At 31.7% G+C, this 22,361-nt stretch carries 23 protein-coding genes; 15 read left to right on the top strand and 8 right to left on the bottom strand.

Going from position 1 to position 22,361, the window contains the following annotated elements; translation table 11 throughout:
• Positions 1-77 precede the first annotated feature (77 nt).
• Entirely contained in the window at positions 78-236 is a 159-nt protein-coding gene (gene rpmH / locus C1X07_RS13220; protein ID WP_081414554.1) for a 50S ribosomal protein L34, read from the bottom strand.
• Between the two features lie 176 nt (positions 237-412).
• On the opposite strand from rpmH, the gene C1X07_RS13215 reads away from it, so the two are divergent.
• From C1X07_RS13215 to C1X07_RS13205, 3 genes are all read left to right on the top strand, one after another.
• Positions 413-1,297, top strand: coding sequence for a DUF6263 family protein (locus tag C1X07_RS13215; protein ID WP_103070500.1), 885 nt, complete (start codon positions 413-415; stop codon positions 1,295-1,297).
• An 8-nt stretch (positions 1,298-1,305) separates the two neighbouring features.
• Positions 1,306-1,821: a hypothetical protein gene (locus C1X07_RS13210; protein WP_103070499.1), complete on the top strand. Its 516-nt coding sequence runs from the start codon at positions 1,306-1,308 to the stop codon at positions 1,819-1,821.
• Positions 1,822-1,958: 137 nt separating this feature from the next.
• A complete protein-coding gene (locus tag C1X07_RS13205; protein ID WP_103070498.1) occupies positions 1,959-2,768 on the top strand; it encodes a TlpA family protein disulfide reductase in 810 nt (269 codons plus the stop codon).
• A gap of 9 nt (positions 2,769-2,777) precedes the next feature.
• Here the strand turns inward: C1X07_RS13205 and C1X07_RS13200 are convergent, their stop codons facing one another.
• The 3 genes from C1X07_RS13200 to C1X07_RS13190 all read right to left on the bottom strand — a co-directional run bounded on the left by C1X07_RS13200 (position 2,778) and on the right by C1X07_RS13190 (position 5,027).
• Positions 2,778-3,146, bottom strand: a complete 369-nt coding sequence (locus tag C1X07_RS13200) for a sulfite exporter TauE/SafE family protein (protein WP_103070497.1) — start codon at positions 3,144-3,146, stop codon at positions 2,778-2,780.
• Positions 3,147-3,244: 98 nt separating this feature from the next.
• Positions 3,245-4,192: a lytic transglycosylase domain-containing protein gene (locus C1X07_RS13195; protein WP_103070496.1), complete on the bottom strand. Its 948-nt coding sequence runs from the start codon at positions 4,190-4,192 to the stop codon at positions 3,245-3,247.
• Positions 4,193-4,265: 73 nt separating this feature from the next.
• Complete coding sequence (locus tag C1X07_RS13190) at positions 4,266-5,027, bottom strand: alpha/beta fold hydrolase (RefSeq protein WP_317046085.1); 762 nt, start codon at positions 5,025-5,027, stop codon at positions 4,266-4,268.
• 187 nt (positions 5,028-5,214) lie between these two features.
• On the opposite strand from C1X07_RS13190, the gene C1X07_RS13185 reads away from it, so the two are divergent.
• The gene (locus tag C1X07_RS13185) at positions 5,215-5,526 is read left to right on the top strand and encodes an N-acetyltransferase (RefSeq protein ID WP_103070495.1); all 312 of its coding nucleotides are present in this window, start codon (positions 5,215-5,217) and stop codon (positions 5,524-5,526) included.
• Positions 5,527-5,595: 69 nt separating this feature from the next.
• Here C1X07_RS13185 and mtaB read toward each other — a convergent pair whose 3' ends face one another.
• Positions 5,596-6,924, bottom strand: coding sequence for a tRNA (N(6)-L-threonylcarbamoyladenosine(37)-C(2))-methylthiotransferase MtaB (gene mtaB / locus C1X07_RS13180; RefSeq protein WP_103070494.1), 1,329 nt, complete (start codon positions 6,922-6,924; stop codon positions 5,596-5,598).
• 174 nt (positions 6,925-7,098) lie between these two features.
• Here mtaB and C1X07_RS13175 point away from each other — a divergent pair, with 174 nt between their 5' ends.
• Entirely contained in the window at positions 7,099-8,685 is a 1,587-nt protein-coding gene (locus C1X07_RS13175; protein WP_317046084.1) for an ABC transporter substrate-binding protein, read from the top strand.
• Positions 8,686-8,770: 85 nt separating this feature from the next.
• On the opposite strand, the gene C1X07_RS13170 is transcribed toward C1X07_RS13175, so the two are convergent.
• Positions 8,771-9,952 carry a GlmU family protein gene (locus C1X07_RS13170; RefSeq protein ID WP_103070493.1) on the bottom strand — a complete coding sequence of 394 codons (1,182 nt, stop codon included), beginning with the start codon at positions 9,950-9,952 and terminating at the stop codon, positions 8,771-8,773.
• Between the two features lie 183 nt (positions 9,953-10,135).
• Positions 10,136-10,387: a type B 50S ribosomal protein L31 gene (locus C1X07_RS13165; RefSeq protein WP_025741669.1), complete on the bottom strand. Its 252-nt coding sequence runs from the start codon at positions 10,385-10,387 to the stop codon at positions 10,136-10,138.
• Between the two features lie 176 nt (positions 10,388-10,563).
• Between C1X07_RS13165 and C1X07_RS13160 the strand changes: the two genes are divergently transcribed.
• From C1X07_RS13160 to C1X07_RS13130, 7 genes are all read left to right on the top strand, one after another.
• A complete protein-coding gene (locus tag C1X07_RS13160) occupies positions 10,564-11,088 on the top strand; it encodes a DUF4199 domain-containing protein (RefSeq protein ID WP_103070492.1) in 525 nt (174 codons plus the stop codon).
• A gap of 3 nt (positions 11,089-11,091) precedes the next feature.
• Positions 11,092-12,039 carry a glycosyltransferase family 2 protein gene (locus tag C1X07_RS13155; protein WP_103070491.1) on the top strand — a complete coding sequence of 316 codons (948 nt, stop codon included), beginning with the start codon at positions 11,092-11,094 and terminating at the stop codon, positions 12,037-12,039.
• Positions 12,040-12,141: 102 nt separating this feature from the next.
• Positions 12,142-13,872, top strand: coding sequence for a phospho-sugar mutase (locus tag C1X07_RS13150; protein ID WP_103070490.1), 1,731 nt, complete (start codon positions 12,142-12,144; stop codon positions 13,870-13,872).
• Between the two features lie 31 nt (positions 13,873-13,903).
• Positions 13,904-15,730 carry an ABC transporter ATP-binding protein gene (locus C1X07_RS13145; protein WP_103070489.1) on the top strand — a complete coding sequence of 609 codons (1,827 nt, stop codon included), beginning with the start codon at positions 13,904-13,906 and terminating at the stop codon, positions 15,728-15,730.
• Between the two features lie 1,209 nt (positions 15,731-16,939).
• The gene (locus tag C1X07_RS13140; protein ID WP_103070488.1) at positions 16,940-17,488 is read left to right on the top strand and encodes an RNA polymerase sigma factor; all 549 of its coding nucleotides are present in this window, start codon (positions 16,940-16,942) and stop codon (positions 17,486-17,488) included.
• A 31-nt stretch (positions 17,489-17,519) separates the two neighbouring features.
• Positions 17,520-18,053: a hypothetical protein gene (locus C1X07_RS13135; protein WP_103070487.1), complete on the top strand. Its 534-nt coding sequence runs from the start codon at positions 17,520-17,522 to the stop codon at positions 18,051-18,053.
• Between the two features lie 9 nt (positions 18,054-18,062).
• On the top strand, positions 18,063-18,509 hold the full coding sequence (locus tag C1X07_RS13130; protein WP_128755277.1) for a hypothetical protein: 447 nt from the start codon (positions 18,063-18,065) through the stop codon (positions 18,507-18,509).
• 43 nt (positions 18,510-18,552) lie between these two features.
• On the opposite strand, the gene C1X07_RS13125 is transcribed toward C1X07_RS13130, so the two are convergent.
• Positions 18,553-19,617, bottom strand: coding sequence for a WD40/YVTN/BNR-like repeat-containing protein (locus C1X07_RS13125; RefSeq protein ID WP_103070485.1), 1,065 nt, complete (start codon positions 19,615-19,617; stop codon positions 18,553-18,555).
• A gap of 76 nt (positions 19,618-19,693) precedes the next feature.
• Here C1X07_RS13125 and C1X07_RS13120 point away from each other — a divergent pair, with 76 nt between their 5' ends.
• The 3 genes from C1X07_RS13120 (at position 19,694) to C1X07_RS13110 (ending at position 22,317) form a co-directional block, all read left to right on the top strand.
• On the top strand, positions 19,694-20,908 hold the full coding sequence (locus C1X07_RS13120; protein WP_103070484.1) for an RsmB/NOP family class I SAM-dependent RNA methyltransferase: 1,215 nt from the start codon (positions 19,694-19,696) through the stop codon (positions 20,906-20,908).
• Positions 20,909-21,329: 421 nt separating this feature from the next.
• Positions 21,330-21,773, top strand: coding sequence for a hypothetical protein (locus C1X07_RS13115; RefSeq protein ID WP_103070483.1), 444 nt, complete (start codon positions 21,330-21,332; stop codon positions 21,771-21,773).
• 76 nt (positions 21,774-21,849) lie between these two features.
• Positions 21,850-22,317 (top strand): DUF805 domain-containing protein, encoded by a 468-nt coding sequence (locus tag C1X07_RS13110; protein ID WP_103070482.1) that lies wholly within the window; start codon positions 21,850-21,852, stop codon positions 22,315-22,317.
• The last annotated feature ends 44 nt before the right edge of the window (positions 22,318-22,361 follow it).

Raw genomic sequence — 22,361 nt, 5'->3', positions numbered from 1 at the left:
ACTTAATTATGTATTAGATATAAAAAAAGGCGTTACCTTTAAAGTAACACCTTCAATATTTTTAATGCACATTACCATTAGTGCTTATGTCTTAATTCAGACGAAACAGATAGCTTCTTTCTTCCTTTTGCTCTTCTACGAGCTAACACTTTTCTACCATTTGCAGAAGCCATACGCTCTCTGAAACCGTGTTTGTTTTTTCTCTTTCTCTTCGATGGTTGAAACGTTCTTTTCATTGCTATCTATCTTTATAAATCTTCGTGATATATCTAAATTTAATCTTTTAAGGTATCTCTCCTCAAAACTGCGGGCAAATATACGAAGAGTTTTTACTTTCACAAACGTAAATATCAAATATTTTTTATCCAAAAAAATTAGTTTCTTTGCAGAAGAAAGTAACAAGCCACTTTTAATGAAAAAACAAGCCATTTTTATATTCCTATTATTACTATTCTTTACTGGGTTTTCTCAGACTAAGTTACAATATAATTTGACTACTGGTGATTCTTTTTCATTGCATCAGGATGCTGAACAAATAATTACTCAAGACATCTCAGGTAATAAACAGATTATAATAAATAAAATTAGCGCAGATATATCCTTTCTTGTCACAAAAGAAGAAAGTGATTTGCTTTATATAGAGTTGAAATATAAAACATTCAAAATGAAAATTAACTCACCAACTCTTGGTGATCTTATGAATATTGATACTTCTATAAACCCTAAACCTAATGATATACAAGGGTTAATTTTTCAAGGTCTGATTAATTCTCCTATTACTATTGTAATGCAAAAAAATGGAAAAATTAATGCTTTAGAAGGCGCAGACTCCCTTTTTGATAGCATGATTAAAAGTGCTAACATTACAGACCCGGCTACTATAAAAAAGATTCGAGCTACTTTAAACAAACAATGGGGAAATAAAGAATTAATAGCTAGTTTTGAACAGATGACTTTTATCTACGATGCTAATAAAGGAATCATAGGTGACATCTGGGAAAATGAATATATCGGAAAAATGAAAAGCAAAAACAAATGGGAAATTACTACTATCAATAATGAATCTACCACAGTTACGGGAATCGCTGATGTAGAAATGAGCAATACAGATGATAATGTAACTATCATTGTTACGGGTTCTCAAAAATCGGAAATTATAGTTAATAATAAAACGGGGGTACTAAAAGAAGGAATTACAGAGGGTATTTGTAAAGGACACACCTTAATTCCAGCAATGGGAGATACCAAAATACCCACATCAATAGAATTCAAAAACAACTACAAAACAATAAAATAAACTTTATAATGTACAATAAGAATATAAAACTAGTAATCGCAGCAATCATTATCGGTGTAGCAGTATGGCAAATAATAGAGGGGTATATAGGTAATGGAATCATGCTTATTTTACTAGCTGCTATTTTTGTTTTTCTATATTTTAAAAACGAATTAATCCTCCTTGCTTTCTTAAGATTACGCAAACAGGATTTTGATGGAGCCCGAAAATGGTTGGACAAAATTAAAAACCCAGAAAGCGCGCTTACCTTAAAGCAACAGGGATACTATAACTACCTTCTTGGTATTATGCTATCCCAAACTAATATAACGCAAGCCGAAAAGTATCTAAAAAAGGCCATTAAACTAGGATTATCTATGAATCAAGATCTCGCTGTCGCCAAGTTAAACCTTGCAGGTATTGCTATGACCAAACGTCGTAAGAGAGAAGCTCAAATGTTGCTTACTGAAGCTAAGAAATTAGATAAGCACAATATGCTAAAAGATCAAATAACAATGATGAAACAGCAAATGAAGAAAATTTAGGCATACTAATTGTATTAAAACTTACGTTTAATATAATCGTTAGAAGGTTTTATTATTGGGATAATACTTAAAATTTACATCTAAAAAATGTTTTTTTGACAGCTTTATACTACATTAGCTACCGTAATCTATTTATAATGAAGAAATTATTAGTACTGGGAATACTCTTTTTATGTTTTAATCATTCCTATGCGCAAGAAGAAAGGAAAATACCATTTTCGGTTGCTATTTCTGCCCATATTGTAAAATACAATCAAAAAATTGATGCTGCATATCAAGATCAAGACTTGGAGCGAGCAGAATTTTTGTTTGATTCTTTGGTGACTAATCACCTAAGTGGAACCTATATGGACAACTTTAGTGTTTACCCGATAAAAGGAGAACCTATCTTATTAGAAGATTACGAAAAACCCATGTTTCTTATCTCGTATGCATCTTGGTGTGTTCCTGGTATTGGTGAAATCCCAGCTTTAAATGATTTGGCAGATCGATTTCATGACCAGATTGACTTTGTAGTTCTTTTCTGGGATAATAAGGAAAGTCTCAAGGAGAAAGCAAAAGAATATAATCAAAATATTCAACTGGTTCATATTGACGAAAAAACAAATAAGGATTCATATATAATCAACAAACTAAAGCATGCATTAGGTTTCCCTATGATGTATTTTATGGATGGTGATAAAAAAATCTTAGACATAAGAAAAGTAGTCACCCATCACTCTAGCGAAACTTTAACCAATTCGTATAATATTCATTTTAACTCATTGTCCAAAGGAGTTTCTCTTCTTATTGCTAATCTAGATCTAGATACCGAACTTAGCACTAATAATATAACTAGCCCAGAAGAGAATATCGACAAACGTACTGATGAAGAGCGTAATATTGATGAAGAATATGAACGTTACAAAAGGGAACGTGACTCTATAAACAACAAGGACAACAATTAGAAAGCTGCTTTATTTTCCAAAAATCATCTTTATGGCTACCAAAATTAATACGCCTCCAAAGATTTTTTTTAACAGTGCTTGATTTATAGATATCGCTAGTTTACTTCCCAAATATCCTCCTATAATAAAAGTAATTGCTATTATAACTGCGTACTTCCAGTTTACAAAACCTTCTTGATAATAGTTGTAAGCTGCCAATAATGTTACAGGAACAGCTAGTACTGCCAAACTTGTACCTTGAGCTTCGTGCTGAGAAAAATTAACCCATAATATTAACAGCGGAATCATTATAACACTCCCTCCTATCCCTAGAGTTCCGCTAAAAAATCCTGCTAACAACCCTATTAGGATGAGTGAAATAAGTATAGAAGTATTCATTTGCCTAAAATTATCGATTCTTTACAGTCAAAAATATAACATCCAACTTTAAACAAGTAGAAAATCCAAGCAAAAAAACTTAAAAAAATAAAATACTATTATTGCCCTACACCAGTTTTGTAATAACCTTCTCTTGGTATTTTTATAAGATATTCTTTACCAGATGTATTATTTAAGTGCGCCTCTCTTAACCAAGGATTATGAAGTTTTAAGATTTTATAGTTTATATTGTACTGCTGAGCAAATTTATTAAAATCAGTAATAGGCTCATCCACTAACACATTAAAAGTAGGAATATGGTGATACAAGTCCTCATCACTAAAGTTAAATCCATACCTTTTGGGGTTGCTTAAAATCTCTTTTAAGGCAACAATCCTAAACACATATCGTCCAGTCTCTTCTCCTAATAAAAGATCATAATATGTAGTAGCCTGCTGTTTTTCTAATCGTCGGTTTATCCCTGCTCTACCAGCATTATATGCCGCCGCTGCAAGAGTCCATGAACCAAATTTTTCTTTAGCGCTTTTAAGATATCTACATGCCACTTCAGTAGATTTTTCAATATGATAGCGCTCATCAACATTTTGATTCACTTCTAATCCATACTCTTTTGCTGTGCCTTTTAATATTTGCCAAAAACCAGTAGCTCTTGCAGGCGATACTGCTTGAGTTAAACTACTTTCTATAACAGCCAAGTATTTAAAATCCTCAGGAACTCCGTGTTCTTTAAGAATAGGTTCTATAATTGGAAAATATTTGTTTGCCCTTTTAAAAAGCAACAACCCATTTGACTGCCAGTACGTATTAACTAGCAATTCTCTATCCATTCTTTCTCGTATATCAGGGTTTTCAACAGGAACCAACTCACCAGAAAAATTAAGATTATCTGGCATCGCTATAGCATAGACATTATAGTCATTTATTAACTTTTCTTCTAAAGCTTCTTGAGCAACAGGTTTTTGAGGTTCTTCCTGAGTAGCATTAACAAGAATTCCAAAGGTAAACAACACACCCAAAAAGACTAAGGCTTTCTTTATCATTTTCATTGTAAGTAGATTTTGATTTTATTGGGGAATAAAATTTTATTGTACAATATAATGCAAAAAAACTAGACTAACGCTAGTTATCATTAATTATTTCGGGTAAATTCTTGTTAAACCATCTAGCTCTATTTATAACCATAACATGTGTTCCTTGATCCACTACAATGCAGTTTTTAATATTTTCAATAGGAAAAACAATATCTTTATTTCCATGAATATGTATAATCCCCTCTAGTGTTTTTTCTTGATCCCAACAAACCATTTCTTCAATGGCCCAGTCCAAATACCGTTTATCATTTACGGATAAGTACTTTTGATACATTGCTGCACGTTTCTTTGCAAACTCGCCAAAAGCAAGTTTTTCCCAGTTTTCAATTCTCGATACTATCGAGGTGGGCAGTAACTTATATGCTTTTGTTTTTCGAGCAAATTTTATCCGTTTTGGCAATTCATACTTATTTTTAACACTTGATATGATAATAAGTCTTTTTACCTTCAAGAATTTACTCATTTCCTGTACCATTATTCCTCCAAAAGAAACACCTACCAAAATGCAATTTTCGTGTTTAATTTCTTCACACATTCGTTTGGCATAATCTTCGATAGATTCGTTCTTTTCAGGGATTTTCCAAGGTAAGGTTTGACTTACAAACTTATCTTTAGAAAGCCTTATAAATTCGAAAATAGAAACATCTGCAGCCATTCCTGGTACAAAATAAACATAGCTAACTTCCTGCGACATAGGTATTTTAACAGTGGGTTTAAAATTTAAAGCTCTAATTTCCTTATCTTTGCAATTCAAAGCTATTATTTTCCTTTCATAGATAAAAGGAAACATAGAGTTTATTTTTTTGCAAAAGGGAATTTTAGAACTAACAAATCTTTGTTAGGTAAGGTAAAAAATTTAAAACTATTGGCAACTTTTTTTAGGTCTTATTTTGAATGTTTTACCGCCACACAACAGTTATGATTAGTAAGGCTAACCCCTTATATATTTGATTAAATACCTCATAATTTTAAAAAATATGGAGAACATGAGTGCTATTGAATTAGAAATTATAGACAATGAATTTCTAAGACAATTCGAAACTACAATTTACGATCAAAAAGCGAAGATTGAATACGCGCTACAGGAAAGAAAAATTTTCCTAACTAAACTTATCATGAGTGAAGAGCATCTTGAAAAAGGGTACGAACAAGATTTTATTATTGCAGTTTTTAATTTAATTGAAGAGCGCAATATCAGATTAGTTCCTACTAGTCCTATTATCGCAAAGTTTATGCGAAAAAATAGACGGAAATATAAAGATTTACTTCCAGTAGGAATAAACATATAGTCTACTTCTAATAAAAAAAAATCTGCACTTGCAGATTTTTTTTATTAGAACATCACATAGACCTTATACTTATACTTTTACTTCCTCTCCTATAAAATCAAACCGAACTGAACCATCGTCATCTATATTAGTTAGTTTTACTTTGTGCAAGGTATTGACATATGAAGGATTCCATGGCATTTTTACCTTCACATAATTTTCTGTAAATCCGTTGATATACCCTTCTTTATTTTCTGATTCAAACAACACTATCCTCTCAGTTCCTAATTGACTTTCATAGAACGCTCTTCTCTTTTTGACCGATAACCCTCGAAGCATTTTACTCCTTTTCTTTCTTACATCATGAGAAACAGTACCGTCTAAACTAGTTGCAACAGTATTATCTCTTTCAGAATACGTAAACACATGTAAATATGATATATCTAATTGAGACAAAAAATTATATGTATCCAAAAAATGATCATCTGTTTCTCCAGGGAAACCAACAATAACATCAACCCCAATACATGCATGAGGCATTACTTCTTTAATTTTATGTACTCGATCCACATATAGGTTACTTAAATACCTACGGCGCATTAATTTTAAGATCTCATCATTTCCAGACTGTAAGGGTATATGAAAATGCGGCACAAAAGTTCTAGATCTAGCAACAAAATCTATGGTTTCATTTTTAAGCAAATTTGGTTCGATAGACGAAATCCTTAATCGCTCTATCCCATCAACAACATCTAACGCTTGTACTAGTTCAAAAAAGGTATGCTCATGTTTTTTATTCCCAAATTCACCCTTGCCATAATCCCCAATATTAACACCTGTAAGCACAATTTCTTTTATCCCTTTTTCAGAAATTTCTTTAGCATTTTTTAATACATTTTGCAGTGTATCACTTCGTGAAATCCCTCTAGCCAAAGGAATAGTACAATAGGTACATTTATAATCACATCCATCCTGCACTTTTAAAAATGCCCTGGTACGATCCCCTATAGAATAACTTCCTACATAAAAATCAGCTTCTTCAATCTCACAAGAATGCACTTCTCCAAATTCATTTTTGGAAAGATCATTAATATAATCGGTAATCTTAAATTTTTCTGTAGCTCCCAAAACCAAATCAACCCCATCAACAGAAGCTAATTCTTCAGGTTTTAACTGAGCATAACAGCCTACGGCAGCAACAAAAGCATCTGGGTTTGTTTTTTGAGCCTGTTTTACTATAGTTTTAAATCTTTTATCTGCATTTTCAGTAACAGAACATGTATTTATCACATAAATATCTGCATTTTCAGAAAAATCTACACGATCGAAGCCTTCATCTGTAAAATCTCTTGCGATAGTAGAAGTTTCCGAAAAATTTAGCTTACAACCAAGCGTATAAAAAGCAACTTTTTTTCTCATAAAACATAAGTGTCATTTCCGCAACGGCAGAAATCTCTTTATATTTACCCGTAACAAAACTCAAAAATATTGAGTCGCTTTAGAATAAATTTTTAGGGTGCAAATATACCAACAATAATTCATTTACTAAAATTGAGGTTTATTCATAAATTTAACACAACTCGCTACTTAACAGTGATTTACACATTACTCTCTTTGATTTCTTGTAAAGATTATTCTAAAGAAAATAGAGATCACTTAGTATTTCGCTATAATCAATATGAGAACATTAGCTCCTTGGATCCCGCATTCGCCAGAGATGTAGCTAATATATGGTCTACAAATCAATTATTTAATGGTTTAATCCAATTGGATGATTCTTTGCACATCAAACCAGATATAGCAAAAAAATGGGAAATTTCTGAAAATGCTTTAGAATACACTTTTATCTTAAGAAATGATGTGAGGTTTCACAAGCATAAACAATTTAAGACAAAAGATAGTTCCCGATTGGTAACAGCAAAAGATTTTGTATATAGTTTTGATAGAATTATTAACCCCAATGTGGCATCACCAGGAAACTGGGTGTTAAAAAATGTTGAAAAATACGAAGCCATTAGCGATACGATATTTAAAATCAAATTAAAAAAACCTTTTCCCGCGTTTTTAGGATTGTTAGGCATGCGATATTGCTCTGTTGTTCCAAAGGAAATCGTAGAACACTATGGGCAACAATTTAGATCAAACCCTATCGGAACAGGTCCTTTCAAATTTAAGATGTGGGAAGAAAACGTAAAACTTGTACTTCGCAGAAATGAGTTGTATTTTGAAAAAGACGAAAAAGGAAAGCAACTCCCATATCTAGAAGCTGTTGCTATTACATTTTTACCTGATAAACAAAGTGAATTCTTACAATTTGCTCAAGGAAAAATCGATTTATTAAACAGTCTAGATGCTTCTTATAAAGATGAATTATTAACCCCTAGCGGAAAACTAAGAGATAAATACAAAAATCGCGTAAACATTAGCAAAGGTTCGTATCTAAATTCTGAGTATCTAGGTTTTTATTTAGATACAGATAAAAAAGAGATTCAATCTGAGTTATTAAGAAAAGCTATTAATTATGGGTTCGACAGAAAAAAAATGATAACGTATCTAAAAAATGGCATAGGCACTCCAGCCATTAATGGTTTTATACCAAAAGGTATGCCTGGGTTTAACAATATTCCTGGATATGAATATAACCCAGAAAAAGCGCGTCAATTAGTAGATCAGTTCAAAAAACAAACTGGTAACAACAAACCAACAATACGGCTAGCTACCGATTCCAACTATCAGAGTATTTGTGAATTTATACAACGAGAACTTGAAAAAGCCGGACTAAATGTTATTGTTGATGTTATGCCCTCTTCTACAATACGTCAAAAAAAATGGACCGGAAAACTCGACTCTTTTCGCGCAAGCTGGATTGCTGATTACCCAGATGCCGAAAATTTCCTCTCTCCATATTATAGCAAAAACTTTACACCCAATGGTCCTAACTACACTCATTTCAAGAATGAAACTTTTGACCAGCTATACGAAGAGAGCTTCCTTATCATGGACACCAAAGTAAGAGAACAGCATTATGCAAAAATGGACTCTATCATTATCGCTAACGCCCCTATCGTTCCTTTATATTATGATCAGGTAGTTAGGTTTACTCAAAAAAACGTAAAAGGACTCACTAATAACCCTCAAAATTTCTTAGTACTAAAACGAGTTTGGAAAGAAAAAAAATAAACTTTCCGACAGCGATAGCCATCGAAAATATTAAAACTTTTTAAACCTCATAAAGCATTTTATAACCAGTTTTCAAAATTGGAATTTAAGAATCGTAATTCTTTCTCCATCGTTTTGTTTCATCAAAAACATGTTCTAGAATCTTTTTATCTTCTTCTGTAAATTCAACTTTTCTTCTAGACATTACAACATTTGCTACCTCAAAAGCTTTTTTGGTTAGGTAAGTCGTAAAACCTCCATTCCCACCCCAACTATAGCTAGGTACAAAATTGCGTGGAAACCCTGTCCCAAAAATATTAGCATTCACCCCAACCAATGTTCCTGTATTAAACATAGTATTAATACCGCATTTAGAATGATCCCCCATCATTAAACCACAAAACCTTAATCCTGTTTTAGCAAAGCTCTCAGTTTCATAACTCCACAACCTTACTGGAGCATAGTTGTTTTTAAGATTAGATGTATTAGTATCAGCTCCAAGATTACACCACTCTCCTATAACAGAGTTTCCCATATATCCATCATGCCCTTTATTCGAATTTGCAAACAAAACAGAGTTATTTATTTCTCCTCCAACCTTGGAGTAAGGTCCAATAGTTGTCCCTCCATAGATTTTTGCACCCATCTTTACAACAGCCTTATCACCAAGTACAAAAGGACCTCTAATCATACTACCTTCCATGATCTCAGCATCTTTCCCTATATAAATTGGTCCTTTACTTGCATTAAGCATTGTAAACTCTAGCTTAGCTCCTTTTTCAATAAAAATATTCTCAGGTGCAATCACATTATTACTTTCTGGTATAGGTTGGCTTACTCTATCATGAGTAAGAAGTTTAAAATCATTTTCGATCGCCTGATGATTTTTTGAAAAGATATCCCAAGTATTTTGTACACTAAGGACTTCAGAATCATATTCTATAATTTCATACTCCTCAAAATCTACTTCTTGATCTTCTTTAACATAAAACGCAACAGCTTCATCTTTATAAAAAACAGCTTGCTTTGGCTTCAAGTCTTTAATAACATTAACAAGAGGGTCGGATGGCAAATAAGATGCGTTAATCATTACATTTTCCTCTAATTCGACCATTGGATATTTGTGGCTCAGGTAATCTTCGGTTACCGAAGAAATAGTAGATCCCAAATACTTTTCCCACTTCTCTCTAATTGTTAATATTCCAATCCGGATCTCTGCAACCGGTCTTGTATATGTAAATGGCAATAATGCATTACGCGAAGTACCATCAAAAAGAATATAATTCATATACTATATCAAAAAGATTAATAATTATTGTTAAAATGAATCGGTGCAAAAATAATGACGTTGATGATAAAAATAACGTTGTTTGACGAATTTATTTGTAAAATAAATTACCAACATAACAGTCTTCAACAAAAAAAAAGCCTTTCTGTTTAGAAAGGCTTTACAATAGATTGTTGTACCGAATTATTTTTTGAATTTGGCATATTTGTTTTTGAACTTGTCAATACGTCCTGCAGTATCGATAAGTTTTGATTTTCCAGTATAGAAAGGATGAGAAGTTCTAGAAATTTCTAATTTCACTAACGGATACTCTACACCATCAACTTCGAGAGTTTCTTTAGTATTTGCTGTAGATTTAGTTAAAAAAACTTCATCGTTAGACATATCTTTAAAAGCTACTAATCTATAATTTTCTGGGTGAATATCTTTTCTCATTATATTATTCTTTTCTTTTTTCGAGGTGCAAATTTAATCATAATCTTTGAACTCGCAATAATAAATTTTCTTTTTTATTCATTTTCTATAAAATTTCTTTTTTTATCGTCTTGATGTAACAATTTAGTACTTTTGTGTACTTATGGTTTATAAATAACCAAAAACAATATTATATTATGGAAAATGAAAAAGCATCTTCAAAAAAGATCATTATAAACTACGGAATATTATTAGGTATCGTTTCGGTTTTACTTGGTGTTATAATGTATGTAACCAATGCTTACACAGATCCACATTGGATATACTCTGTTATTTCATTTTCAATTCTTATAGGTATCATTAGCTATGGGATAAAAGCATACAAAACTGCTAATAATGGATATCTGGCATTAATGGATGCTATCAAAGTAGGTATTGGGATTGCTCTTATTGGAGGTGTTATCGGAGTAATCTGGTCCTTAACTTTAACTACAGTAATAGAGCCGGACTACACACAACAAGTCCTTGAAGCTCAAAGAGAAAAAATGTTACAAAACCCTGATATGACAGAGGAATTAGTAGAACAAAGTATGGCTATTGCAGAAAAATTCAGCTCTCCTTTTATTAGTATAGCTGTCTCGATAATTGGTAGCCTTTTCCTTGGTTTTATTATTTCTCTTATAGCTGGTTTAATTATGCAAAAGAAACAAGACTTATATTAACATATGGATATATCTGTAGTCATACCACTGCTCAATGAGCAGGAGTCTCTTAATGAATTATATGATTGGATTGCAAAAGTTATGCAATCCAATTCTTTTTCTTATGAAATCATCTTTATTGATGATGGTAGTACCGATGATTCATGGAGTACAATTTCAGAATTATCCCAAAAAGACAAACAGGTAAAAGGTATTCGTTTTTTAAAAAATTTTGGAAAATCACAAGCTTTACATGCTGGGTTTGGTACTGCAACTGGTGATGTAGTTATTACTATGGATGCCGATTTACAAGATAATCCAGAAGAAATCCCAGAATTGTACGACCTGATTATAAAGGAAGGGTTTGACTTGATATCGGGCTGGAAAAAGAAAAGGTATGACTCCGTAATTGCCAAAAACTTACCTTCTAAACTGTTTAATGCCGCTGCCCGAAAAACATCTGGAGTTAAACTACACGATTTCAATTGTGGATTAAAGGCATATAAAAATATTGTCGTAAAAAACATTGATGTACATGGCGAAATGCATCGTTATATCCCTGTGCTTGCAAAGAATGCAGGTTTTGGAAAAATTGGTGAAAAAGTAGTACTCCACCAAGCTAGGAAATATGGTAAGACCAAATTTGGAATGAGCCGATTTATCAATGGATTTTTGGATCTAATTACCATATGGTTTATGTCTCGATTTGGGAAAAGACCTATGCACTTTTTTGGTCTTATCGGCACATTGCTATTCATTGTCGGGTTTAGTTTTTCACTATACTTAGGGATTGATAAACTTTTTATAGAAACCAAAGGAAGACTAATTGCTCAACGACCCGAATTTTATGTTGCATTGACCTCTATGATTCTGGGTACACAATTTTTTCTGGCAGGATTTCTTGGAGAAATTATCTTAACTAGCAAGCGAAACAAAGAACGCTATAGTATAGCCGAAAAAATTCATCTTTAAAATAACGATGTTTTTATACAAAACTCAGCACCCCAATAAATAATAGACAATACACTTAGACAATATGCAAAATATAGTATTTTTGCAACAAAAATAACCAACATGCAAATCACAGATTCTGTTATAGATACGAGGGTTAAAGAATGGCTAACCCCTTTTTTTGACACAACCACTCAAAAAGAAATTAAAAATTTACAAAATAACAATCCCGAAGAGTTAAAGGAAAGTTTTTATAAGGATTTAGAATTTGGTACTGGTGGTATGCGAGGTATTATGGGTGCCGGGACTAATAGAATTAATAAATATACATTAGGAAAAAGTACTCAGGGGTTAAGCAACTACCTTATTAAGGAATTTCCCAAAGAGCAGCCTAAAGCTGTAATCGCCTATGATTGTAGAAATAACAGTGATACACTAGCTCAATTGGTAGCCGATGTTTTTTCTGCAAATGGCATAAAAGTATATCTTTTCTCTAGCCTAAGACCAACTCCAGAGTTATCTTTTGCCGTAAAAGAACTAGGTTGTCATTGTGGCATTGTATTAACAGCAAGCCACAACCCTCCAGAGTATAATGGTTATAAAGTGTACTGGCAAGATGGAGGGCAATTAGTTCCACCACAAGATGGTGATATTATTTCTGAAATAAATGCGCTAAAATATTCTGATATTAGATTTAATGCCAACCCTGATTTCATACAAAAAATAGATCAAGAAATTGACAATATTTTTATCGAGCAAAGTGTTAAAAACGGAAGTTTTGTCGCTACGCAAGAAGCGAAAGATAACACAACAATTGTTTTTACTTCTTTGCATGGTACTTCTATTACTGCAGTACCTGAAACCCTTGAGAAAGCTGGTTACAAAAATGTGCATATTGTAAAAGAACAAGCAAAACCAGACGGTAATTTTCCAACAGTAAAATCCCCTAATCCAGAGGAACCTGAAGCGCTTGAAATGGCAATGAAACTTGCAGGAGAAGTTAATGCAGATATCGTAATCGGTACAGATCCTGATTGTGATCGACTAGGAATTGCTGTTCGTAATGAAAAAGGAGAATTACAGTTATTAAATGGAAACCAAACAATGATTGTTATGACTTGGTTTCTTTTGGAGAATTACAAAAAACAAAAAGGCTTTAGTGGTAATGAGTTTATAGCTTCGACTATTGTTTCAACTCCTATGATGCAAAGTTTAGCTCAAGCATATGGTATAGAGTATAAAGAAGTATTAACAGGATTTAAATGGATTGCCAAATTAATCAAAGATTTTCCTGAAAACGAATTTGTAGGTGGTGGCGAAGAAAGTTTTGGTTTTATGGTTGGTGATTTTGTAAGAGATAAAGATGCGGTTACCTCTACTCTACTCGCTTGTGAAATAGTTGCATTTACAAAGTCAAACGGTGGTTCTTTCTATAACACATTATTAGACTTATATGCTAAACATGGGTTTTATAAAGAAAACTTGGTCTCACTAGTAAAAAAAGGAATTGACGGTGCAGCAGAGATCAAACAAACTATGATAGACCTAAGAGATAATCCACCAAAACATATTAATAATGAAAAAGTAGTTCTTATTGAGGATTATCAAACTAGTATTACCAAAAATATTTTGGACAACACCGAAAATACAATTGATATCCCAAAATCAAATGTATTGATATTTTATACCGAAGCGGGAAGCAAAATAGCTGCCAGACCAAGTGGAACTGAGCCCAAAATAAAATTCTACATCAGTGTACAAGAACCCCTTTCTGCAAGTACTGATTTTTATACTGTACAACAGATATTAGACGATAAAATTAAAGCTATAAAAAAAGATTTAGAACTAACTTAAACAGTAGTGATTACGGATCAACATATTTTAAATGAATTATTTTAAACAAGTTCTTCGCTTTGCGAAACCCTACAAGCTATATGCTATATTAAATATAATCTCCAATGTTTTTTACGCTCTTTTTGGAACTTTTGCCATGGTATCTTTGTTTCCTATGCTCAATGTTTTGTTTGGAAAAACAGAAAAGGTTAGAATTGAACCTAAATGGGAAGGTATCCTAAAAGCAAAAGAGTATGGGGAGAATTATCTTAATTATTTTGTTACTCAAAAAGCTGATCAAGGTAATGATGACGTGTTAATCTTTATGGTTATCCTAGTGGTCAGCATGTTCTTCCTTAAAAATATTTTTGGTTACTTAGCAATGTATTTTATTACCTTTTTAAGGAATGGTGTTCTAAAAGATATCCGTAATGAATTATATCAAAAGACTGTAGAATTGCCTCTCTCCTATTTTTCTGAAAAAAGAAAAGGAGATACTATTGCAAGGATTTCGACAGATGTTTTAGAAATACAGCATTCTTTTTTATCCATTTTAGAACTTATTGTAAGAGAACCTTTAATGATTTTATTTACAATATCCACCATGCTTTTGATAAGCTTAAAACTAACCATATTTGTTTTCATTTTTATACCCGTATCAGGGTTTTTAATATCATTAATAGGAAAAAAATTAAAAAAACATTCTGACAAAGTTCAAAAAGAACAAGGTTTCTTCCTTTCTATTGTTGAAGAAACTTTAGGAGGACTCAAAGTAATAAAAGGATTTAATGCTGAAAAATTGTTCGGAAGTAAATTTAAACAATCTACTTCTCGTTTCTATAACTTCTCTAATTCACTACTCAATAGGCAGAATCTTGCATCACCAACGAGTGAATTTCTTGGGATAACTACTATTTCAATTCTGTTATGGTATGGTGGACAAATGGTACTTGTAGAAAAATCTTTGGATCCAGGTCTTTTTATTGTCTATATGGGACTTGCCTATAATATTTTGACCCCTGCCAAGGCTATATCAAAAGCTAGTTACGGAGTAAAAAGAGGTAATGCAGCAGCCGAACGTGTACTAGAAATACTCAATACAACTTCACCTTTAGAAGACGCTCCTGGGGCTGGTAAAAAAGAAGGTTTTAATTCGGATATTACTATTGAAAATATATCTTTTAAATATGAAGATGAATATGTACTAAACAATTTTTCTTTAAAAGTTCCTAAAGGTAGTACCGTAGCATTAGTTGGACAGTCAGGTAGTGGTAAATCTACGATTGCCAATTTGGTAACCAGATTCTATGATATAAATAAAGGAAGTATTAAAATAGATGATATTGATATAAGAAATATAACCAAACATTCATTAAGAGGATTAATGGGTTTGGTAACGCAAGATTCTATTTTGTTTAATGATTCTATAAAAAACAATCTACTAGTAGGCGATCAAGAAGCATCAGATGAAGATATAATAAAAGCCCTGAAAGTAGCAAATGCTTGGGAATTTGTAAAAGATTTATCCAATGGAATCGAAACAAATATAGGTGATAGCGGAAATAAACTTAGTGGTGGACAAAAGCAACGTTTATCTATAGCACGTGCTGTATTAAAAAATCCGCCGATTATGATTCTTGATGAAGCAACCTCTGCTCTTGATACTGAAAGTGAGCAACTTGTACAATCTGCTTTAGAGAACATGATGAAAAACAGAACAAGTATAGTTATTGCCCATAGATTGTCTACAATACAAAACTCAGATTTAATCGTTGTAATGCAAAAAGGAAATATAGTTGAACAAGGAACGCACGATGAGCTTATTTCTAGAGAAGGAACATACCAAAAATTAGTTAACATGCAATCTCTGGAGAGTTAAATATGTGATTTACAAGTTATTACAAACAAAAAAAAGAGTGCAAATGCACTCTTTTTTCTTCACACAAATCATCTTAATTTAGGGGCTTACTCTAAAATTAAAACTCACTTTTATAATATCTTTCATCTTGGGGGAAATGAAAGTACTCAATCATTATTACATTGTAAATATAAGTTAAATATTCGAGACTCCAAAAAAAAATATGAATTTTATCTAAAATTAAAGCATTTAATCCTTTTATTTAACAAATATGACTCCAATCCGTAGTACTAATCCTACATTTTTTAAAATTGAATAATAAAAAAGAGTGCTATTGCACTCTTTCTCTTCACACAAATCATCTTAATTTAGGGGCTTATTCTAAAATTAAAACTCACTTTTATAAAAACTTTCATCTTGGGGGGAATGAAAGTACTCAATCATTATTACACTGTAAAGATACAACTAATTTTGTAATACACAAATAAAAAAATGCCTTTTATCGTATTTCATTGTTTTTTACAGTATCAAATAGAAATCAAATCAATAATTAAGTAGGATTTATACTACAAATATAGATTTTTTTTGACAAGTACTATTAAAAAGAAAAAAGAGTGCAGTTGCACTCTTTCTCTTCACACAAATCATCTTAATTTAGGGGCTTACTCTAAAATTAAAACTCACTTTTATAAAAACTTTCATCTTGGGGGGAATGAAAGTACTCAATCATTATTACACTGTAAAGATACAACTAATTTTGTATTACACAAGCAAAATAATGCTTTTTATCGTATTTTATTGTTTTTAACTATCAAATACTTGTAATAAACATGTTTTAAGTAAGAATTACCCTACTTATTTAAATGTATTTAAAAAACCTTTAAACATAAAAAAGAGTGCTTTCGCACTCTTTCTCTTCACACAAATCATCTTAATTTAGGGGCTTACTCTAAAATTAAAACTCACTTTTATAAAAACTTTCATCTTGGGGGGAATGAAAGACTCAATCATTATTACACTGTAAAGATACTACTTATTTTGAGTTAACCAAACAAAAAATGCATTTTATCCAAAATTTAAGCAAAATATCCTATTATTTAACATTTATTCCTACATTTTCCTACAAAAAGTATTTAATTAATTTCGCATCCGAATTAAACCTTTTTTGTGTACATTAGTCATACATCATGGATATAGGGCATTATTTTCATCAATAAAATAAATTTATCTTTGAATACACAAGAAGAGCAAGATTTACTCGTCAAGTTACAATCGGGAAAGGATATTAATATAGCCTTTGGTAAGCTTGTTGCTTTATATCAACAAAGACTTTATTGGCATATCCGAAATATGGTAAAGAATCATGATGATACAGATGATGTGTTACAAAATGTCTTTATTAAGGTATATAGAAATATAAAAAAATTTAAAGGAGATAGTAAATTATATTCCTGGTTATATCGCATAGCGACTAATGAATCAATTACATTCCTTAACCAAAAAGCTAAAAAATTTAAAATTAGTAATGAAGAGTTAAGTCAACAACTAATACAAAACCTTGAAGCGGATATTTATTATGAAGGAGATCAAATACAATTAAAATTACAAAAAGCGATTGCCACATTACCTCAAAAACAACAACAAGTTTTTAATATGAAATATTTTCAAGAACTTAAATATAGAGAAATGTCAGAAATTCTTGAAACCAGCGAAGGGGCTTTAAAAGCTTCTTATCACTTAGCTTCCAAAAAAATTGAAGCTTTTTTAAAAAGTGATTAAACCTTTTTACTTATAAATAGTCATATAAATAGTGAAAAAAGATAATTTACATAAAAACAACGGAGGTTTTAAAGTACCAGAGAATTATTTTGAAAGTTTAGAAAGTGAACTTTCAAAAAAAATCCTTTCTGACTCTAAAAACACCGAACTGTTATCTAATAAAATAGAATCTGGTTTTAAACCCCCTATAGACTATTTTGAGACCTTCGAGAATGAACTACTACAAAAAATTAAAGAAGATGAATCCAAAGAAAAAGGGGTACTGATTTCTTTAATAACTAGAAAAAACATTCTATATCTTTCAGGTATTGCTGCAATGATAGCAATTATACTCTCGATATCCATTAGTAAAGAATCTGAATTAAATTTTAACGATATTGAAGTTGCGGATATTCATACATATATTAGCGAAGGAAATCTTGAGTTAAGTAATACCGAAATAGCAATGTTATTAGAAGACACCAATTATATAGAAACATATGAAGATGAATTAATTGACGATGATGCGCTATTAGATTATTTATCTGAAGAAGATTTAGAAGATGAAATTATATTTGTAGAATAAAATAAAGACATGAAAAAAATACTGACACTGATATGCTTTGTTTTTATGTCCATGGCAACTTTTGCTCAAAATGGACCAAGAGAAAGGATAAAAGCATTTAAAGTCGCATATATTACTGAAAAATTAAACCTTTCAAGTAGTGAAGCGCAACAATTTTGGCCAATCTATAATGCTCATGAAGAAACTATAGAAACACTTAGAAAACGTGAACGGAAATTAATGAAGGCACTAAGAGAAGAAAATAATGGTCCTGATGGTTTAACCGATAAACGTGCCGGAAATTTTTTAGACGAATATCTAAAAGCTGAAGAACAAAAATCTATTTCTCGAAAAAAATTGGTTACCGATTTGAAAAAGGTATTATCAAATAAAAAAATATTAAGGTTAATAAAAGCTGAAGCAGATTTTCATAAACGTATGCTTGATCGAATTAAAGAAAGGAAAAAAAGACATTAATTATCTTTTAAATAAAAAATGAGGGTTATTATACTCTCATTTTTTATTTAAAAGATAATTTAGCAACTCGTCCTTTTCCGGCTGCTATGGCTACACTATCGCTAATGAACCTTAGTGTATAGAATCCTTCTTTACTAATCTCTCTCCAGTCCTTTCCAAAATCATTCGAGATTGAAATCCCTGTAAATCCAACGGCAATCATTTCTTTACCTCCTCCATTAGGAAAATATCTGACACAACTCTTATATCCCGCTCCATTACCGTCTGATACTAATTGCCATGTCTTACCACCATCAGTGGTCACAGCCTTATTAGCTACATTACTTTCTGGCGAAGTATAATCTCCTCCAAAAATCACTCCTTTATTCTCGTCATAAAAATCAATTGAATATGCTCCTGTAGTTTCTTTTCCATGTATAATAGGAGTGTCATATACGTTCCATGTTTTTCCTTTGTTTGGTGAATAATACACTCTCGATTTCATCCCCCCCGATATTATCCAGGTCTTATCCCCTACTATTGCAATATTTCCATTACTAGCAGCAAATGCAGCTTCTCCCGCAAAAGCTTCAGGGAGATTATTACAAGAAACCTTTTTCCATGTTTCCCCTCCATCTCTTGTAATAATGATTGATAAACAATTATCAGTTGGATCTCCAATAGCTATCCCTTCAGAATCATTCCAAAAAGAAATTGCGTCATAGAATATTTTAGGGTGCTCCTCTTTATATACGATTCTCTCTTCCCTATTACTAAGATTAACCTTTCTTAGTCGCGCTGGGGATCCTATTCCTAGACTATAGAATGATGAATCAGTAAAACAAACAGCACGTTGTTCGGCTACCCAATTCTTTTTTTCTTTATCAGACTTTAGAGAATTAAACTTTGTAAGATCAATAGCTCTTGTATTAAGGTTTATAAATCCATACCCTTTATTGAAACCAAAGCCTATCAAAGAATCATTATATATATCCAAAGCTCTTATACTTATAGAATCTTTAATCAAAGTTTCAATTTCGACCTTAGAAAAATTATGTGTAACCATCTTATCTTTAATATTAGAAAAGATAAAAATCAAACTCACTAATAGTACAACGATTATTCTCATTATCAATAATTATAGTCAAATATAATAGTATTTCGTTACAAAGGTCTACCTTTGCACACCTTAAAAAAATAATACAATGCGTTTACATAGAAATCTTGTTTTTGCAGTTATAGATGGACTACACGAAATATTCAATGAAGGAGCATATGCTGATAAAGTAGTACAAAAACTATTAAAACGCGATAAGAGATGGGGTTCTCGTGATCGAAGTTTTGTGGCAGAAACCGTATATGAGATTGTACGTTGGAAACGTTTGTATGCAGAAATCGCAGAAGTAAAAGAACCCTTCTCCAGAGAAAACTTATGGCGAATATTTGCTGTATGGGCTACACTAAGAGGTATATCACTACCAGACTGGAAACAGATTGCCCCTACTCCTACCCGACGTATCAAAGGACGTTTTGATGAGTTAAGTAAAATAAGAAAGTTTAAAGAATCTATTCCTGACTGGATGGATGAGTTAGGGGAACAGGAATTAGGAAAACTATGGACCAAAGAAATTAGTACTCTAAATGAGCAAGCTCCTGTAGTTCTTCGAGCCAATACTCTAAAAGTAACAAGAGATAAATTAAGAAGTTTACTTGAAGATGAGAACATAGATACCGAATTTATAAAAGGATATCCAGATGCTCTTAAACTTATAGAAAGAACCAATGTATTTAGTACAGAAGCCTTTAAAAAAGGGTTATTCGAAGTACAAGATGCCTCTTCACAGTTAGTCGCTAATTTTCTTGATGTGCAACCAGGACAACGTGTGGTGGATACATGCGCTGGTGCAGGGGGAAAAAGCCTCCATCTGGCAGCTTTGATGCAAAATAAAGGACAAGTGATTGCTATGGATATTTATGGTAATAAACTCAAAGAACTAAAAAGAAGAGCCCGTAGAGATGGTGCTCATAATATCGAAACCAGAGTCATAGAGAGTACCAAAGACATAAAAAAGCTACATCATAAAGCTGACCGAGTATTGATAGATGCTCCATGCAGTGGACTAGGTGTACTACGAAGAAATCCTGATGCCAAATGGAAATTGCAACCCGAATTTCTAGATAAAATCAAAAAAACTCAATCAGAAATACTTGAAAGCTACTCCAAAATAGTTAAACCAGGAGGAAAACTAGTATACGCAACCTGCTCTATTTTACCGTCAGAAAATCAAGATCAGGTAAAAAACTTTCTTTCCAAAGAGATTGGAAGCAATTTTACATTAATAAAAGATAAAAAAATACTCTCACATCAATCTGGATACGATGGGTTTTATATGGCTCTATTAGAAATGAAAGCTGATTAACCGAGTTGTTTAATTTGTACCACATATTTTTCTGGATTAGAAAAAAACCAAATTATCAAACATTGACCACTGTTCTTAACAGTGGTTTTTTCTTTACTAGTTGATCCCTTTATTGATAAGAAACGTATAAAGTCACCATCAAGAAAATCAAACACTTTAGCTTTACCCCCATTTTATAGTCCATTCACCAAGTAAATAGTTTACCATACCATATTAATTTAGAAACACTAGATGGGAATATTAGTTTCGCCCTTGCAAAATTATTTTTAAGGTAAATAAGCCTTTTGATTTACCCCATATCATATGTTGTTTGATAACTAAACATAAGATAACAAGAAGTAATCACTGAACTCCAATATATTAAAATTGAGAATTTGTTAAAACAAAATCAAAGAAAATAATTTATCAAAAACACTTAAGAATGGAAACCATAACAGAAATTAAACAAAGTAAAAAAACTACAAGTTTACCTATCATTGCTGGAGGGGTTTTTATCATTATCGGGTTAATTTCAATCACATTACGTGATAATGGTATGTATATCGGAATTGGAATTTTTTCATTGGTAGGCGGATTATTAAACAAAAACTTAAAAATACTAAAGCTTTATCCTCAATATTTACAAGTACAATTAAGTGTGGTACGTCCAAAAAACCTTATCAAGTACGAACAGATTACAAGCTTTTCAATAGTAAGCAAAAATATAATAATACTCTACAAAACGGATAGTAACGAACCTAAAGCTATTAAAATCCGTATTAAGGCTTTAGAAAAAGAAGATCTTTTGAAATTAAACAAAGTACTACAAGAAAAAACCAAATTAGGAGATATCAACACACTCAATGCTACGAGTCAAATTTTATAACCCTTCCTCTATAATTCAAATAATATTAAGCTAATAGGGAATATCATATTCCTACAAAAATTAAAAACAAAAGTACATGGATTGGTATATAGAAGTGTTAAGAAAATATGCAAATTTCACAGGTAGAGCTAGACGAAAAGAATATTGGTTATTTAGTCTTTTTAATACTCTATTTACAATAATAATAATGATACTCGATCATCGTCTTAACACATACATATCAGATGGAAATGGATTACTTTCTTGTCTTTATTCACTTTTTATTTTCATTCCAAGCCTTGCCGTTTTGGTTCGCAGATTGCACGACATAGGTAAAAGTGGATGGTGGTTTCTTATTTCTCTAGTCCCTATATTTGGAGTATTTTATCTTCTCTACTTATTAACAATAGCAAGCGATCCAGAAGATAACCAATATGGTATTCACTCTAAATATGAAAAAGAAATTGATCACAAATCTTACGAAATAACAAGTGTATTACTAATCTTTTTATTTTTGGCATGTGGAATTTATGCAATTCTCGACCTAACCACTCACTTCTTCTAGCTGACAATAAGCCGGTAAAAATTACTATCACGATAGTATTACTT

Source organism: Aquimarina sediminis (assembly GCF_002895435.1).
In the GTDB taxonomy this organism is placed as follows: domain Bacteria; phylum Bacteroidota; class Bacteroidia; order Flavobacteriales; family Flavobacteriaceae; genus Aquimarina; species Aquimarina sediminis.
This window is presented reverse-complemented; position numbering and strand designations above follow the sequence as displayed.